Genomic DNA, 14,811 nt, shown 5'->3' on the forward strand with positions numbered 1-14,811 from the left:
CCCGGCTCGTCCTAGTGGGCGAGTTGCTGGAGCCAGTCCTGCAGGAGTGCGGTCTCGACGGGGCGGAGCGGGACGACAGCTGGATCCGCCCCGCCGAGGGCGGCATCGAGCGCGAGGGCGCGAGCGGCGAGGGTGGAGTCCGGGGCTGGGCTCGTGTCGGTGGTCAGGGCGTCGATGAGTGCTTCCCGCATGCGCGGTGAGACCTCCGGGTCGCGTTCGCTCTCGGGGATGCCGATCAGGGAGAGCGTGGTGCCGGTTACCGCTGCCAGCGTGAGGTGGGCGGCAAGGACGGGCGGCACCCGTAGGCGGCCGTCGGAGGCGACGCGGCCGAGGAACGTCATGAGGAGTTCTTGAGCCTCCCGCGCGGCAGGTGGGCGCCGGCCGGGACGGTCGGTGCCGTACATCAGCAGGTAGAAGGCGGGGTGTTTCAGGCCGAAGTCGACATGCATGTCCCATCCGCGGCGCATGTCGTCGACCGGGTTGCCGCTCGACGACACGGTGTGCTTTTGCGCCATGTAGAGGTCGAAGGCGTGGATGGCCAGCGCCGAAAGGAGCCCGTCCTTGTCGCCGAAGAGCTGGTACAGGGAGGCGGCACGGATGCCTGCCGCCGCTGCGACGGCGCGGGTGGAGAGCGCCTGGGCGCCCTCCCGTTCCAAGAGCTCGGCTGCGACTTCCAGGATCTGCCGGCGACTGTGGGTCTTCGCATCCTCCACGGTTGCAATGCTACGGCATAAGGCGTATCACTGGTTCGGCAGCGATACGGGAAATACCGTCGCAGTGATACGGCAGGAGAGGTCGATGAATCGTGTGGGATACGGCGCCATGCAGCTCGCGGGCCCCAAGGTCTGGGGATTCCCGGACGACCCGGAGGCGGCGCGGCGGGTGTTGCGCCTGGCTGTCGAGCTGGGCGTGACCTTCTTCGACACCGCGAACGCCTACGGCCCACGAACGGTAAACCAGCTGATCGGGCAGGCGCTGGGGCCGATCCCCGAGGGCGTGATCGTGGGCAACAAGGTCGGCGCGGAGCGTGGCCCGGACAAGTCCTGGGTCGTCGACGGTCGCCCGGAGACGATCCGGCGGCAGGTTCACGAGGCCCTCACCGACATGGGAACGGACGCGAGCGAGCTGACCTACCTCCGACTCGTCGGCGACACCCCCGGCGCGCACCAGGACGTACCGCTGGAGGATTCGCTCGGCGCACTCGTCCAGCTGCGAGACCAGGGGCTGATCCGCCGCATCGGCCTGTCCGGCGCGTCCCCGCAGGTGCTGGCCCGCGCCCAGCAGATCACCCCCATCGCGGCGGTGCAGAACCGCTTCAACCTGCTTGACCGCAGCGGCGTCCAGGTCCTCGCCGACTGCGAGACCCAGGGCATCCTCTTCATCCCCTACTTCCCGCTGGCCGCCGGACGGCTCAGCGGCCACCCCGAGCTGACCGGCCCGGCAGAGCGCCTCGGTGCCACACCGGCCCAGATCGCACTGGCCTGGCTGCTGCGCCGTTCGCCCTCCATGGTCGTCATCCCCGGCACGAGCAGTACCGACCACCTGCGGTCCAACATCGCAGCTTCCGAAGTTGCCGAACAATTGACCGACACCGAGGTCGCGCGCCTGACCGGACTCGTCGACGAGTCGCAAGCGGCCCTCGGCCAGCCCACGCCCCCCGCTCATGACCACCGCTGAAGGGCCCCGCGGCCGCACAGTGACCCACCTCGCAGAGATTTGCCTCTGACGTTAACGTGAGGTTTTAGCGTGGAGGGCATGCAGATCAACGGTACGAAAGCCCTCGTCACAGGTGCCAACCGTGGGCTCGGCAAGGCCTTCGCCGAGGCTCTCGTCGCCCGCGGTGCCACCACCGTCTACGCCACCGCCCGCCGGCCCGAGAGTATCGACATCCCCGGCGTGGTGCCCCTTCAGCTGGACATCACCGACCCGACGTCCATCGAGGCTGCGGCAGCCGAGGTGGGCGAACTTGACATCCTCATCAACAACGCCGGCATCTCCACGAACGCGCCGCTGCTCGGCCCCTCCACGGAAAACATCCGCCGCGAGTTCGACACCAACTTCTGGGGCACCCTCAACGTCACCCGCGCCTTTGCTCCCCGGCTCGGCGGGGGTGCCATTCTCAACGTCATCTCAGCGCTGAGCTGGTACACCTTCGCCCCTGCCAGCAATGGCTACGCCGCTTCCAAAGCCGCCGAATGGTCTCTCACCAACGGCATCAGACTTGAGCTGGCCGACCAGAAAACCCAGGTCACCGCGCTGGCCCTGGCGATAGCCGACACCGACATGATGGCCGCCTACGACATCCCCAAACTCCCACCCCACGAGGTGGTCGCCATGGCCCTGGACGGCCTGGAGGCGGGCAAGCTCGAAGTAATCGCCGACAGCCCCACCGCCAAGGTCAAGGCCTCGCTCTCCCGCGACCCGGCGCTCTTCTACGCCGACATCTCCGCCGCCCTCTTCGGCTGACACCACCGCCTCCCGCGCAGCAGGCAAGGGCTCATTGCAGCAAAGGTCTGTTGTCAACCGCGGTGACGGTGGCGTTGTCCGTAGACGTCGCAGCAGCCACCGTCGAGTCTCGAAGGTCGCGCCGACCCAAGACGAGGCGGTGGCTGCCGCCGCTACGAAAACCGCAGTTGGCGGGCCAGCTGATGTGCGCGAGGCGTCCGGCAACTGCATAGGGGATCTCGACAGTGCGCCAAGTGGGCATGCCAGCCCAATGCGCCCACGCCCAATCCCCCTCGGGGACGGGCGCTACGGCCGCTCGGTGAGCTGGGCGACGAACGCGGCCCAGGCGGCTGGGGGAAAGGCCAGTGCTGGTCCGGCGACGTCCTTCGAGTCGCGGACGGCCACAACACCGGGCAGGTTGCTTGCCACCTCGACGCAGTTCCCGCCGCTCGCGCCGCTGCGGGTGGACTTGCGCCACCGGGCGTTACTGAGGTCCATGATGGCTCTCACCCTCCTTCAGCAGGTCGATGGACTGCCGCAGTGATCTGTGACGTTCCCGATTGCGGCACCTTGGTTCGGCGCGAAGCCCGTCGCGGCAGTTACGGTCGCTCGACGAGCCGGGCGATGAACGCCCGCCAAGCCGCCGGACCGAAGGTCAGGGCCGGGCCGGCAGGGTCCTTGCTGTCCCGTACACCGATGACGTCGGGCAAATTGTCGGCGACCTCGACGCAGTTGCCCCCGGACGATCCGCTGCGCCGGGACTTGCGCCAGGTGGCGTTGGTGAGGTCCATGATGGCTGTGCACTTCCTTCATCAGCTCGTTGGACTGTCGGCGCGGGAGTGCCTCGTTCCTTACGTTCTCCCACCTCGTCTGAAGAGTATGAAGGCCATCTTCATTATCGACCACGATGCCGCCCAGCTGATTTTCGAGGTGCCCAACCCAGGCCCCGTCGCCGGCTCGCGCGAGCGCGAACGGCCCGGACAGCCCGATGTGGAGGCCAGCGCCCGCCGGGATCACGTGGATGTGAACGTGCGGCAGCTCGGCGACGGTGATGAGGTGGGCGATCTGCTCGGCCATGATGCCGGAGTGCTCGTCGCCGGCGCGGCGCAGCGTTGACTCGTCCAGCACGGCCACCACCTGCGGTGGTGCGTCGCCGGTGAGGATCTTGTGTCGGCTCATCCGGGCGCTGACCTGCTGGTCGACCTCGGTGGCGGACATGAGGTCGTTCAAACGCATCACGACGCGGGCGTAGTTCTCGGTCTGGAGTAGGCCTGGGATCAGGAGCGGCTCGAACAGACGAAGCTGTCGCGCGCCGCGCTCGGCGTCCAGCCACGGCAGAAACCACGACGGTGCGCCGAGTTTCACCACCAGGCGTCCGAACAACCCGTCGTTGTTGAAGGCGCGGTCGGCTCCCCGGATGAAGTCCATCGTGAGTGCCCGGGTGCCGCTTTCCACGGCGCTGACGTGTGAGGCGCTGAAGCCCGCTGCCCGGCCGAACGACTCTTGCGTCATTCCGGACGCTCCGCGAGCGCGGCGGATCTCGCTCACGATGAAGTCCGCGAGAGGGCTCGGCACGTCAGCCATTCAACGCTCCTCAAATCGGAGATCGACTACCCGAGATGCCACACGTCTGGACCCCGTTTAGCCAGGTCAGCCCGGACGACGGAAGCACCTTCCGAGCGTAGTGGTCTCCACAGCAGAGTGTCACCAGGCGGCGCGGCTGGTGAGGACCACGAAACCCGGCGGTCGCGTTCGTAGCGGGGCCGCTCCTGACGGGCGAGCACTCACGGGAGCGGCCCCTTCCCAACGGCATCGAAGGGGGAGACCGTGCCCGACGACAAACCCGAGAAGCCCATTCCGGAGCCGGTCAGCACGCCGGGCGCGTACCCGAAGATGAAGGCCGGGGACGTGGTTTGTCTGACCACCGCGGCGAGCGTGCAGTTCCTGCACCCGATCTTCGTACGCGTCATCCGTGAGCTGCCCGAGCGGCACACGTACCACGGGTGGGTCTGGTTTGAGGGTTACCAGCTGAACGCGGCGGGCGACGCGGTGGCGCGCCGCGAGCTGTACGTGCTGCGCGCGGGCGTGCGATTGCAGGCCCTGCCCGTCGCACCGAGCAGGCCGGTCAAACGGCGGCGATCTCCGGTGCGGGTCGGATGAGCGTGCGTCCCCGCCCGCACCTGCCGATGCGCCCGGCGTGGTTGTGTCGAAACTGTGCTGCGCCCTGGCCGTGCCGCCCGGCCCAGCTCGCCCTCGCGGCGGAGTTCTACGGCCATTCGATCGCGCTGGCGTTCTACCTGGCCGTGTCGATGCGGGAGGCGCTCGACGACGCGTACGGCCTGGGGCTGTGCCCGGACCTGGCCGCACTGCACGCCCGGTTCCTCGGCTGGTTGTCGATGACTCGGCGGTCACACGGCTAGCCGGAAGACGAACCGGCCGGGTGGGGCAACCCACCCGGCCGGTCTCAGGAGCGCCGTCTCAGTGCTTCTTGAACACCGGCATGGTGTCCAGGGTGGTGGTGATGTTCTGCGTGGTGCCGCCCCGGTACGTCTTCCCGGTGAAGATGTCGGTCCAGCTGTTGCCCGGCGGGAACCACACCGACGTGGTGGCGGTGGTGCCGGGCGTCGTCACCGGTGCCACCAGGTAGTCCGGGCCGTAGAGGTACTGGGATCCGGCGGTGGCGTACGCGGCCTGCTCATTCGGGTACGCCAGGTACATCGAGCGGACGATGGGCGTGCCCGTGCGGGTGGCCTCCTTGGCGGCGGCGTAGGTGTAGGGCTGCAGTTCCTTGCGCAGGTTCAGGAACTTCTTGGCCGATGCGTTGGCCGCCGGACCGTACTGCCAGGGCAGCCGGTCGCTGTGGTTGGAGTGCAGCCGGTCGATCGGCTGGAACGTGCCGAACTGGACCCACCGGGCGTAGAGGTCGTCGGGCAGCTTGGTGCTGCCCGGCTCGGTGCCCGGCTCCTGCAGGCCGCCGGTGTGCCCGCCGATGTCGTGGCTGACAGCGGCCAGCCCGGTCGCTGCCGACTCGCCCGGCGTGTAGCCGACCTCCATCTGCAGGGTCGACCAGTCGGAGGTGGTGTCGCCGGTGAAGTGCAGCGTGGTGCGCTTGTCGGCCCACGGTCCGGTCGACACCGGGGTCGGGCTGCCGTAACCGCCGGCCTGCAACGAGCCGTACGCCCGGGAGAAGGCGAAGCCGGTCTTGTCGGCGTACTGCTGGTTGATCCAGGCGTCCCCGGTCACCCCGGCGAGCGAGGACCTGGTGTTGTCGCAGCACCAGTCCAGCCACCACAGGTCGGGGCCCTTGCTGCCCTTCGGCAGCATCCCGTCGTGGAGCTGCATGTATGCCTTGAGCTGGTCCGGGTCGCCGAAGTCGAACGCGTAGCAGTCGGGGCCGCCGTTGCAGCCGACGCGTTGCAGCTTGCCCTTCGCGGTGGCCTGCGCCTGCGCGAACTTCGGGTCCGAGCCGAGGATGCTCGGGTGGATGTTGATGCCGGTGTGCAGGCCCTGCTTCTTCGCCCAGGCGAAGAACGCCTTCGGGTCGGGGATGCGGGTGGGGTCGATGCTCCAGCCGTTCCACTTGTCCGGGGCCTTGACGTCGGTGTCGAGGACGAGCACGTCCAGCGGCACACCCTCGGCCTTGGCCCGGTTCACCAGGTCCTGGAACTCGGTGGCGGTGCGGTCGTAGTACTCGGAGTACCACACCCCGTACGCCCACCGGGGCAGCAGCTTCGTGGGCCCGGTCAGGGTCGACAGGTCCTTGAGACCACGGGTGAAGTCCTGCCCGTACGCGAAGACGTAGCCGTCCTGTTCGGGGGCGGGCCGGGGCTTGGTGTCGCGCAGGGCCGAGGCCGAGTCGTCGAGGAGGTACCAGCCGTCCTGGTAGAGCAGGCCCGGTGCGGTGAGCGCGGCACCGGTCACGCCGTCCAGACCGCGGCGGTAGCCGCCGAGCGGCGCGTGCGGGGCGAGCAGCGGGGAGTCCTTGCTCGTCACGGCGACGGTGTCGACGTTGACGTTGCAGCTGGCGTCGGTGGGGCAGCCCAGGGTCACGGTGGTGGTGCCGCGGTCGAGGTGGACCGGCACGGAAACGGTGTTCCAGTAGTCCCACCCGCTGGTCGGCGCAAGAGTCGCCGTGACCGGTGCCGCCGTCCCGGCGGTGACCGACATGGTGCGCGCCTGGCTCGGCTGGGCACCGGCCTGGCCGTTGGCGTAGCGGATCTGCAACTGGTAGTCGCCGGCAGCCGGAACATCCGTCACGGTGAGCGCGACGGCGGACGTGGTGCTTTCCAGGCCGGCCAGGAATCCCGTACCGGAAGCGCCGTTGTGGTCGTTCGCGGGCCTCGCGCCGCCGGTCAGCGCGCCGGTCTCGGCCTCGCCCAGGGTGCCGAACCGCAGCGACTGCGGCTGGGGCGCGGCCGGTGCCGGGTACGCCGCATCCGGGTTGACCACCGCGAGGCTGTCGATGTTCACATTGCCGGAGTCGTTGGGGCCCCGCACGATGCTGATCTCGTGACGGCCCGCAGTGAGGTCGACCGGCACGCTGGCCAGGGCCCAGGTGTCCCAGTTCGCGGTGGGCGGCAGGGTCAGCGTGCGGCCGGCGTCGCCGTCGACCTGAACGGTGAGGGTGCGGGCCACGTTCTGGCCGTCGCCGCCGGTGCTGTTGGCGTAGCGGACGGTGAGCTGCTTCGTCCCGGCCTCCGGTGCGTCCAGCGCGAACGTGGCCGAGTCGCCGGACGAGGCGAAACCGGCAGCGAAGCCGCGCCCGGTGTGTCCCTGGTGGTCGGTGGCCACGCCGGGGCCGTTCAGCTGTAGCGACTCGGCCTCGCAGAGCGCGCCGAACGCGCAGGCCGGCGCGGTGTGGCCGGCCCAGGGCTGGCCCTGCACGAGCTGCTTGCCGGTCTTGAGCTGCACGGTGAGGTTGTCGGCGGTGAACGCCCCCGAACCGACCTGGTAGCGCAGCGTCATCGCGCCGGTGTCGATGGTGAGCCAGCCGTGCTCGACGCGCTGGGTGAAACGCGTACGGGGGAAGTCGTCGCGCCCGATGGCGTTGAAGGTGGCGGCGTCGGTGAACCTGCCGTCCTTCTGGTACTCGGTGCGGATCAGGGTTGGGGACAGCACCTCGAAACGTGCGTTGCCCGACCGAACGGCCCCGTCTTTCGCCTTGTCGCGGCTGGCCTGGGCCGGCGCGGACGGGGCGAGCGCCAGCCCCGTGACGAGAATGCCGACTGCGGCGGCTGCTGTCGCACGGCGGTGCGGTGAGTGCCGATAGAGCAAGATGTGCTCCTCGTCTCATATGGAGGAAATGAGTCGATGACAACGCTGTCACTCGCCCGAAACGGCTGTCAACATGCGTCGGAGGGTGTCCCTTCTCTCTTTCCCGCCCGGTCAGCAGCTCGACACGTACGGGGTCTAGGTACCGGCGTCTTCGGCGTCCCAGCCCAGCTTTCCGAGTGCCCGTAGGACCGCGCCCGCGCGCGGACTCCAGAACAGCAGGACCTGGTCGCGCCCCTCGACCTCGAAGGAGACAGCCGTCGCCGGCAGCGGGAACCGCCCGTGGAACGGGCGGTGCGCCAGCGCGGTCACCCAGAAGTGTTCCAGGGTGTCTGATCCGGTACGCGAGGTGAAGGTCAGCGTGCTGTCATCGGCGTGCAGCTTCACCGTCGGCCAGGCCATTCGACGGACGGCTCTGAGGGGGTTGCCCCGGGTGAAGTCGAGGCGGTCCACGTAGGTGAGCCCGCCACGGGTATCGAAGGATTCCGAAATCACCGCCGGATGGTACGCCGGGCACGAGTGCGGAAGCCCAGGATTCGCTCTCGCAGCGTTCCTGACGCCGGAGGTCGACCGCCGCCGGAACGGGGTGTGGTCACCGCAGTGCCGCGCCCGGTCGTTGACAGGTACCCGGGAACAGGTTCGGCTGGTTGTCGGATGGGGGCCCTCGCTGGTCGTCTGGTTGGTGGAGGCGCTTCACCCGCCTCGTCCCGTAGACCGCTGCTGGAGGAACGATGAAGTACGTGCTGATGTTCGTCGACACACCACAGTTCGCCGCCGACCTGGCCGCCATGGACGAACCCGAGCGCAACCGGGCCTACGCCAGCGTGCAGCAGTGGTTCGCCGACCACCACGACACCATCACTCATCACGCCTACCTGATGCCGCCGGACACCGCCACCACGCTGCGGCTGGACCGAGGCGAGCCGCTGGTTTGCGATGGTCCGTTCGTGGAAGGCAAAGAGATCATCAGTGGCTACGCCGAAATCGAGGTGGCCGACCTTGACGAGGCGCTGCGGATCGCCAGGTCCTGGCCGGCCTGCCCGGTGGTGGAGATCCGTCCCATCGCCGGATGAGCAAACCGACACACGCCGAACTGTCCCGCGTGGTCCGCGATCACGCGGGCCAGCTCGCCGCGTCCCTGGTGCATCTGGTCGGTGATTTCAGCGCCGCGGAGGACCTCGTCCAGGACGCCATCGAGGCCGCGCTGACCCATTGGCCGGTCGAGGGCATTCCTGAGCGGCCAGCTGCCTGGATGTACACCGTGGCCCGCCGCCGTGGTCTGGACCAGATCCGCCGCGACCAGCGTCACCGACGCAAGCTCGCGCTGGTGGCGTGGCCGGTCGAGCCACCACCGGACGACCGACTTCGGTTGATCTTCACCTGCTGCCATCCGGCGTTGCCTCGGGCCGCCCAGGTCGCCCTCACCCTTCGGGTGGTGTGCGGTCTGAGCACCGCGCAGATCGCCCGAGCGTTCCTCGTTCCGGAGAGCACCGTAGGGCAGCGCATCACCCGCGCCAAACGGAAGATCAGCGACGCGGCCATCCCGTACCGGATCCCGTCGGAAGACGATCTCGGCTCACGGCTCATCGAGGTCCTCGCGGTGATCTATCTGCTCTTCAACGAGGGGTACCTGTCCACTGGCGGCGACCGGGCCCAATCCCGCGACCTGGCTGACGACGCCGAGTTCCTCGCAGCCCTGCTGCATCAGCTCATGCCCACCGAACCAGAGGTCGCGGGTCTGCTCGCGCTCATCCGGCTGCACCGGGCCCGGGCCAGCGCCCGCTTCGACCGGGACAACGAGATCGTCCAGCTTCAGCACCAAGACCGAGCTCTCTGGGACCACCGGTCGATCGCCGCCGCTGGCCGGCTGGTGGCCCAGGCAGCAGCGCGGAAAAGACCGGGCCCGTACCAGCTTCAAGCGGCCATCGTCGCCTGCCACGCGGAGGCCGGCCGGTGGGAGGAGACCGACTGGACCCAGATCGCGGTGCTCTACGACATGCTGCTGCGCCTGGCACCATCACCTGTCACTCGGCTGCACCGGGCTATCGCCCTGCGCTACGTCAGCGGGCCGTCAATCGCGCTCACCGAAGTCGACGCCCTGGCCGGTGAACTGAACGACTACCACCTGTTCCACGCCACCCGAGCCGAACTGCTCCGCGACCTCGGCGACACCACCCAGGCACGCACTGCCGACGAACGCGCCCTCGCCCTGGCCACCAACCCGGCCGAACGTTCGCTCCTGCGCCACCGCCTCAACTGGGCCTGAGCTCACCTCGCCGTTCGTGGCGAGGGCTTGACCTCGTGCTCAACGATGAGCTGGTGAAGGTACGGCAGCCGTACTTCGACCGTCTCGTCCTCCTGCTGTTCGGGATGCTGTTGCTCACCGGCGCTGTCGGGATCGCGTACGCGATGCTGGACGTCGCCTGGGTCGGCCTGTTCCTGAGCGCGGCGGCCGTGGCGTTCGGCCTGGCGACAGGTGGCCGGCTGGTGCGGGACGCGGTGTTGCCGTTCCGCGTCGATGTCGATCCGCAAGGCTTGTCGGTGCGGACATCGAAGCTCAACCGCCAGTTGCGGTGGGACGAGGTCGACGCGGTCGTGCTCGCCGACCCACCCGCGACCGCCGGCCGGCACCTGCTGCGGGGCCCGCGCCTGCTCCTGGTGCCGGCGGCCGGGGTGAGCCTGGGCGTCCCGCTGCCCGAGAAGAGCCCGGTGGACGGCCGGCCGGCCATCGAGCTGTTCGAACTCGCTGAGGTGGCCTACGACGAGGACGAGTTCACGCGGGACCTGGCGGTGCTGGCGGGTGAGCGCTTCCAGCAGCTGAGCCGACAACTGGTCCCGCCGGCCGACGGGGTTCCCCTGCGGCGCTTTCCGGACCAGCCCGAGCGTGCCCGGCTCAACCGGTGGCTGGACCGACGCCGGGCCGTGCTGTTCGTCGGCTGGTACCTGGTCGTCCTCGTCCCGGCGCTGGTGCTCGTCGTCGTGGCGACACAACGCAACGAGCTGCTCGGCGCCATCGTGCTGGTCGTGTCCCTGGTGGTGGTCGGCATCGTCACCACAGTCGTTCGGCGTCTCACCGAGAGTTGCCGAGACCTGATCGACACCGAAGCGATGATCGACGGCGCTGACCTGGTGATCGGTTCCGCTCCGGCATCGCCGCGGATCAGCCTGCTCTCCGGGATCGTCACGGTGTTGCGACCGGGTCAGCTGAACGGCTTCGGCGATGCGTGGCTGCTCGCTCGCTCGACGGACGAGGAACCCCTGGTTCCGCTGCTGCTCCTCGGTGATCCACGTACCGGGCTGCTCCGTGACCGGGACGACCTGCGCGCGCTGGAGGCGGTGCTGCGTCGTTCCGCCGACGAACGGGACCGCGCCGCGGGCCGGCAACTCGACGAATTGGCGGCGCGGGCGCCGTCGTCGCCCACCGTGCCCCCGGCGGGCGCCCGGCCCGCTCGGGCCCACGCGACAGCCCTGTGGCAGGCGTCGAAGGGGGTGGGACGCGCCGTCGTGCTGCTCGGCGTCGTGGTCACGGTGGTGATCGCGGGCGGCTGGGTGGTGGAGGAAGCGGCCTTCGTGGGGCCCGCCCTGATCGTCACCGCCGTTGGCATGCTCGGCGTCTGGATCGTGTACGCGGTGTACCGCGTACTGGTGTTCGGTGCGGCGCTACTGACGATTGTCGCGCGGGTGTTCCGCTGAGGCGGATCCTGCGTGCCCCGCAAGGATTGACGACGGTGTTCGGCAGGTCGGTCAGCAGCGAGGGGCGTCGAGTCCGGCGGCGCCGGCGAGCGCCTCGACTGTCGCCGTCGGCGCTGCCGATTCCGTCGCTGTCGGCGAAGGCGCGGCGCTGGGGGTCGGCGGGGCCGCGGGGGAGTTGCCGGGTGTGGGGGAGGCGCTGGCGAGGGTGGCCGTGCTGCGCTGCACCTGCTTGGTGACCATCCGGATGGTGGTCGCGGTCGCCTGGCGTCCGTACACGTCGGTCACCCTGATGCTGTACGGCCCGGGGCCGATCCCGCCCTCGATGGTCCAGTGGTTGTCGCTCTGGCGGACGGCCTTGCGGAAGCCGCCACCCGGCCCCTTCGCCTCGACCGAGCGCAGTGGGTTGCCGTGGTTGCCGACCTGCACCGCGAACCAGTACCGCGAAGCGCCGCCCTTCATCCGGAAGGTGAGCCCACCGTCGAGCGGTGGGTTCACCACCGCCCGGTACGTGACGGGCGCGATGCCCTGCGACCGGTCGGCGATCCTGGTGAACGCCTCGGTGGAAAGGTCGATCTTGCTGGGTCCGCAGCCGCCGCACTGGTCCATCACCATGACCCGGACCGTGCCCTTCGGACCACTCACCTGCAGGTAGCTGCCGCAGGCCGCCGATCCGGAGTACTGGGCTGCGCCGAGAGCCACGTAGAGCCGGTCCGCCGGCGGGCCCGGGAAGGAGCAGTTGCCACCCGAGCGGCCCGCGTCGTAGAAGCTGGCCTTGCCCTTGTGGACGGCGTTGCCGGTCGGCGGCGCGGCACAGGCCGGGGTGGCGCCGCCGCGTACGGCGAGGGTGATGCCGAGGACGGCGGCCAGGGTGGCCACCCCGGCACCGGCCAACCAGTGTCTGACCCGCCGACTCACCCGGGGCGTGCGGGCCGGGAGGTCGTCGTCGGGGGCCGTGCCTGGTGCCGTCACGGCGCCTGATGTTGCCGCACCACGCTGCGGCAGCGCAAAGTCGTCCCACCGATCGTCACTCGTCGGATCGGCGGGGGCGCAATCCGTTGAGGGCGGTGCTGACGACGAGGTCGGCGTACTCGGCGGTGAGCGGGCCGCTGCGGTGCAGCCAGCGACTGAGCAGCGGCCCCCAGATCAGGTCCACCGCCACGTCGAGGTCGACGTCGTCGGCGATCTGGCCCGCCTGCTGGGCGCTGCGCAGGCGCTGCCGCTTGGCCTCCTTCAACGGCCCGTCCAACCGTTCGGCGTACGCCGCGGCCAGCTCGGGGTCGAGCGCGATCTCGGTGGCCAGCGCGCGCATCGGTTGCTCGAAGCGGGGGTCGTTCATCTCCTCGACCGTCGCGCGCAGCACCACTGTCAGGTCCGCCGCCAGGTCGCCGGTGTCCGGCAGCGTCGGCGGCCCACCCTCGGTGGCCTCGCTGAGCATGAGGAAGGCGTCGAAGATGACAGCGCCCTTCGACGGCCACCAGCGGTAGATGGTCTGTTTGCCGACGCCGGCCCGCGCGGCGATGCCCTCGATGCTGAGCTTCGCGTACCCCGTCTCCTGAAGCAGGTCGAAGGCCGCGGTGAGGATGGCGCGCCGCGAGGTCTCGCGCCGGCGGGCGGTGTTGGGCGTCATGGGGCACCACGATAGCAACGACGAGACGGACCGTCTCGTCTTGACGTGGTGTCGGGGTGCGTCTAGCCTTCAGCCGTAACGAGACGAACCGTCTCGTCTCGTCTCGTCTCGTCTCGTCAAGAGGAAAGAGGCTTCGCATGCGCACCCCCTCCGACGCCGCCCCCCGTACCTGGTTCATCACCGGCGCCAGCCGCGGCCTGGGCCGCGCCTTCGCCGACGCCGCGCTCGACCGCGGTGACCGGGTGGTCGCCGCCGCCCGGACCATCGCGCACCGCGACTTCGACGAGAAGTACGCCGACCGGCTGCTGGCCCTGACCCTCGACGTCACCGACCGCGCGGCCGTGATCGCGGCCGTGGGCACCGCCGTCGAGCACTTCGGTCGGCTCGACATCGTCGTCAACAACGCCGGCACCCTGTCCATGGGCATGATCGAGGAGTTCACCGAGGCCGAGGCGCGCGCCCAGTTCGAGGTCAACCTTTTCGGCGCGCTCTGGGTCAGCCAGGCGGTGCTGCCACACCTGCGCGCCCAACGGTCCGGTCACATCGTGCAGGTCTCCAGCATCGCCGCGCTCGGCGGCTTCCCCAGCACCGGCCTGTACAGCGCGAGCAAGTTCGCCCTGGAAGGGATGAGTGAGGCGCTGGCGATGGAGGCGGCGGCCTTCGACGTCACCGTCAGCATCGTGCAGCCGGGCGGCTACTGGACCGACCTCTACACCAGCGTGCGCGCCACCACTCCGATGGACGCCTACGCACCACTGCGTGCCGAGATGGAACGCCAGTGGGCGGAAGGCTCGATCGACAGCGAACCCCGGCTGGCCGCCGAGGCGCTGCTGCGGCTGGTCGACAGCGACGACCCGCCGCTGCGGCTCCTGCTCGGCAGCATGGTGTACGACCTGGCGTTCGACATCTCCCGCCGGCGGATGGACACCTGGGCGGGTTGGGAGCAGGTCAGTCGCGCCGCCGAAAAAGCCGTCGAGCGCCCGTGACCGGTCCTGCCGGGCGTCGGTGCCGTGCGCGGACGTCGGTGGTCACGTCGTGGCGTATCGGGCGGCGGTGGTGCGGACGGCCTCGTCGACCACCTGGGCGGTGCGTTCGGCGCTCACCTCCCAGCCCGGCACCAGCAGCGTCGGCCAGAAGACGTAGTTGGAGATCATGCCCAGGAACTGGGTGGCCGCGAGTTCGGCGTCCTCGACCCGCACCGTTCCCGCCTCGTGCTCAGCCAGGAGGTAGCTGCGGACGGACTCGAAGTAGGGCATCTTCCCGCGCGAGAACTGCGCATGGGCCAGCTCGGGGAACCGCGGCAGTTCGGCGATGACGATCCTGAACAGGTCGGTCATCTGGGCGCGGCCCAGCAGCGCGGCGTAACGGCGGCCGATGATGCTCAGCCCGGCAACGACGTTGCCGGTGGGCGGAGGGTCCTCCTCGTCGGCCGTCGACCAGGACTCGGTCACGATGGCGTCGAACAGCGCGGCCTTGCTCGGAAACTGCTTGAACAGGGTGGCCCGCGAAACTCCTGAGCGCTCGGCGATCCGCGCCAGCGACGTCCGGTCGTAGCCCAACTCGAGAAACAGCGCGGTCGCGGCCGTCACGATCAGCGCCCGCTTCTCCTGGGCGACGCGCTGGTGATACGTGGTCAAGGCCCTGCTCATGGGCCGAGCATACGAGGTGAGTGGCTTGACTCGCCTCTGCCGTCCACCTAGTGTCAGGCCAGTGGTGAGTCGACCGGCTCACCACTGGCCGCCCGGTCATCACCACGACGGTCATCCACCCCCGTA

At 69.5% G+C, this 14,811-nt stretch carries 16 protein-coding genes and 1 pseudogene; 8 read left to right on the plus strand and 9 right to left on the minus strand.

The genetic code is table 11. The features are described from left to right. Nucleotides 1–11: 11 nt before the first annotated feature. Nucleotides 12–713: a TetR/AcrR family transcriptional regulator gene (locus KBX26_RS12160; RefSeq protein ID WP_081883755.1), complete on the minus strand. Its 702-nt coding sequence runs from the start codon at nt 711–713 to the stop codon at nt 12–14. Nucleotides 714–720: 7 nt separating this feature from the next. On the opposite strand from KBX26_RS12160, the gene KBX26_RS12165 reads away from it, so the two are divergent. Together KBX26_RS12165 and KBX26_RS12170 are read left to right on the plus strand one after the other, a co-directional pair. After that, a complete protein-coding gene (locus KBX26_RS12165; RefSeq protein ID WP_209444514.1) occupies nt 721–1,677 on the plus strand; it encodes an aldo/keto reductase in 957 nt (318 codons plus the stop codon). Nucleotides 1,678–1,755: 78 nt separating this feature from the next. After that, nucleotides 1,756–2,466 carry an SDR family oxidoreductase gene (locus KBX26_RS12170; RefSeq protein WP_030330174.1) on the plus strand — a complete coding sequence of 237 codons (711 nt, stop codon included), beginning with the start codon at nt 1,756–1,758 and terminating at the stop codon, nt 2,464–2,466. A 285-nt stretch (nt 2,467–2,751) separates the two neighbouring features. On the opposite strand, the gene KBX26_RS12175 is transcribed toward KBX26_RS12170, so the two are convergent. From KBX26_RS12175 to KBX26_RS12185, 3 genes and pseudogenes are all read right to left on the minus strand, one after another. Continuing rightward, complete coding sequence (locus KBX26_RS12175) at nt 2,752–2,943, minus strand: DUF397 domain-containing protein (protein ID WP_030330172.1); 192 nt, start codon at nt 2,941–2,943, stop codon at nt 2,752–2,754. Nucleotides 2,944–3,044: 101 nt separating this feature from the next. Beyond that, nucleotides 3,045–3,236 carry a DUF397 domain-containing protein gene (locus KBX26_RS12180; RefSeq protein WP_210865466.1) on the minus strand — a complete coding sequence of 64 codons (192 nt, stop codon included), beginning with the start codon at nt 3,234–3,236 and terminating at the stop codon, nt 3,045–3,047. Continuing rightward, nucleotides 3,229–4,029 (minus strand): annotated as a pseudogene (locus tag KBX26_RS12185) (helix-turn-helix transcriptional regulator); the annotation flags it as partial. The pseudogene KBX26_RS12185 and the gene KBX26_RS12180, both read right to left, overlap by 8 nt. A 243-nt stretch (nt 4,030–4,272) precedes the next feature. On the opposite strand from KBX26_RS12185, the gene KBX26_RS12190 reads away from it, so the two are divergent. Together KBX26_RS12190 and KBX26_RS12195 are read left to right on the plus strand one after the other, a co-directional pair. Next, nucleotides 4,273–4,605, plus strand: a complete 333-nt coding sequence (locus KBX26_RS12190) for a hypothetical protein (protein ID WP_307857800.1) — start codon at nt 4,273–4,275, stop codon at nt 4,603–4,605. Further along, nucleotides 4,602–4,865, plus strand: coding sequence for a hypothetical protein (locus tag KBX26_RS12195; protein WP_030330167.1), 264 nt, complete (start codon nt 4,602–4,604; stop codon nt 4,863–4,865). Before KBX26_RS12190 ends, KBX26_RS12195 begins: the two co-directional genes overlap by 4 nt. A 58-nt stretch (nt 4,866–4,923) precedes the next feature. Here the strand turns inward: KBX26_RS12195 and KBX26_RS12200 are convergent, their stop codons facing one another. After that, entirely contained in the window at nt 4,924–7,719 is a 2,796-nt protein-coding gene (locus KBX26_RS12200; protein ID WP_210865442.1) for a TIM-barrel domain-containing protein, read from the minus strand. Between the two features lie 135 nt (nt 7,720–7,854). Next, nucleotides 7,855–8,211, minus strand: a complete 357-nt coding sequence (locus tag KBX26_RS12205) for a hypothetical protein (RefSeq protein ID WP_210865443.1) — start codon at nt 8,209–8,211, stop codon at nt 7,855–7,857. Nucleotides 8,212–8,447: 236 nt separating this feature from the next. On the opposite strand from KBX26_RS12205, the gene KBX26_RS12210 reads away from it, so the two are divergent. The 3 genes from KBX26_RS12210 to KBX26_RS12220 are packed head-to-tail and all read left to right on the plus strand — an operon-like array spanning nt 8,448 to nt 11,409. Next, entirely contained in the window at nt 8,448–8,789 is a 342-nt protein-coding gene (locus KBX26_RS12210) for a YciI family protein (protein WP_210857881.1), read from the plus strand. Continuing rightward, entirely contained in the window at nt 8,786–9,982 is a 1,197-nt protein-coding gene (locus KBX26_RS12215; RefSeq protein ID WP_210857880.1) for an RNA polymerase sigma factor, read from the plus strand. Before KBX26_RS12210 ends, KBX26_RS12215 begins: the two co-directional genes overlap by 4 nt. 53 nt (nt 9,983–10,035) lie before the next feature. Continuing rightward, nucleotides 10,036–11,409 carry a hypothetical protein gene (locus KBX26_RS12220; protein WP_210865444.1) on the plus strand — a complete coding sequence of 458 codons (1,374 nt, stop codon included), beginning with the start codon at nt 10,036–10,038 and terminating at the stop codon, nt 11,407–11,409. A gap of 51 nt (nt 11,410–11,460) precedes the next feature. Here the strand turns inward: KBX26_RS12220 and KBX26_RS12225 are convergent, their stop codons facing one another. Both KBX26_RS12225 and KBX26_RS12230 read right to left on the minus strand, forming a co-directional pair. Further along, the gene (locus KBX26_RS12225) at nt 11,461–12,378 is read right to left on the minus strand and encodes an expansin EXLX1 family cellulose-binding protein (RefSeq protein ID WP_210865445.1); all 918 of its coding nucleotides are present in this window, start codon (nt 12,376–12,378) and stop codon (nt 11,461–11,463) included. 55 nt (nt 12,379–12,433) lie between these two features. After that, a complete protein-coding gene (locus KBX26_RS12230) occupies nt 12,434–13,036 on the minus strand; it encodes a TetR/AcrR family transcriptional regulator (protein ID WP_030330154.1) in 603 nt (200 codons plus the stop codon). A gap of 137 nt (nt 13,037–13,173) precedes the next feature. On the opposite strand from KBX26_RS12230, the gene KBX26_RS12235 reads away from it, so the two are divergent. Continuing rightward, nucleotides 13,174–14,022: an SDR family oxidoreductase gene (locus tag KBX26_RS12235; RefSeq protein ID WP_210860475.1), complete on the plus strand. Its 849-nt coding sequence runs from the start codon at nt 13,174–13,176 to the stop codon at nt 14,020–14,022. Nucleotides 14,023–14,064: 42 nt separating this feature from the next. On the opposite strand, the gene KBX26_RS12240 is transcribed toward KBX26_RS12235, so the two are convergent. Then, on the minus strand, nt 14,065–14,685 hold the full coding sequence (locus tag KBX26_RS12240) for a TetR/AcrR family transcriptional regulator (RefSeq protein ID WP_030330150.1): 621 nt from the start codon (nt 14,683–14,685) through the stop codon (nt 14,065–14,067). Nucleotides 14,686–14,811: the final 126 nt, after the last annotated feature.

This window comes from Micromonospora sp. C97 (genome assembly GCF_018070385.1).
GTDB lineage: Bacteria > Actinomycetota > Actinomycetes > Mycobacteriales > Micromonosporaceae > Micromonospora > Micromonospora parva.

Bases quoted from the DNA above. Each gene is read 5' to 3' on its own strand.
- KBX26_RS12170 (WP_030330174.1), top strand. From the start codon at position 1,756: ATGCAGATCAACGGTACGAAAGCCCTCGTCACAGGTGCCAACCGTGGG.
- KBX26_RS12215 (WP_210857880.1), top strand. From the start codon at position 8,786: ATGAGCAAACCGACACACGCCGAACTGTCCCGCGTGGTCCGCGATCAC.
- KBX26_RS12195 (WP_030330167.1), top strand. From the start codon at position 4,602: ATGAGCGTGCGTCCCCGCCCGCACCTGCCGATGCGCCCGGCGTGGTTG.
- KBX26_RS12240 (WP_030330150.1), bottom strand. From the start codon at position 14,685: ATGAGCAGGGCCTTGACCACGTATCACCAGCGCGTCGCCCAGGAGAAG.
- KBX26_RS12175 (WP_030330172.1), bottom strand. From the start codon at position 2,943: ATGGACCTCAGTAACGCCCGGTGGCGCAAGTCCACCCGCAGCGGCGCG.
- KBX26_RS12210 (WP_210857881.1), top strand. From the start codon at position 8,448: ATGAAGTACGTGCTGATGTTCGTCGACACACCACAGTTCGCCGCCGAC.
- KBX26_RS12165 (WP_209444514.1), top strand. From the start codon at position 721: ATGCTACGGCATAAGGCGTATCACTGGTTCGGCAGCGATACGGGAAAT.
- KBX26_RS12180 (WP_210865466.1), bottom strand. From the start codon at position 3,236: ATGGACCTCACCAACGCCACCTGGCGCAAGTCCCGGCGCAGCGGATCG.
- KBX26_RS12230 (WP_030330154.1), bottom strand. From the start codon at position 13,036: ATGACGCCCAACACCGCCCGCCGGCGCGAGACCTCGCGGCGCGCCATC.
- KBX26_RS12235 (WP_210860475.1), top strand. From the start codon at position 13,174: ATGCGCACCCCCTCCGACGCCGCCCCCCGTACCTGGTTCATCACCGGC.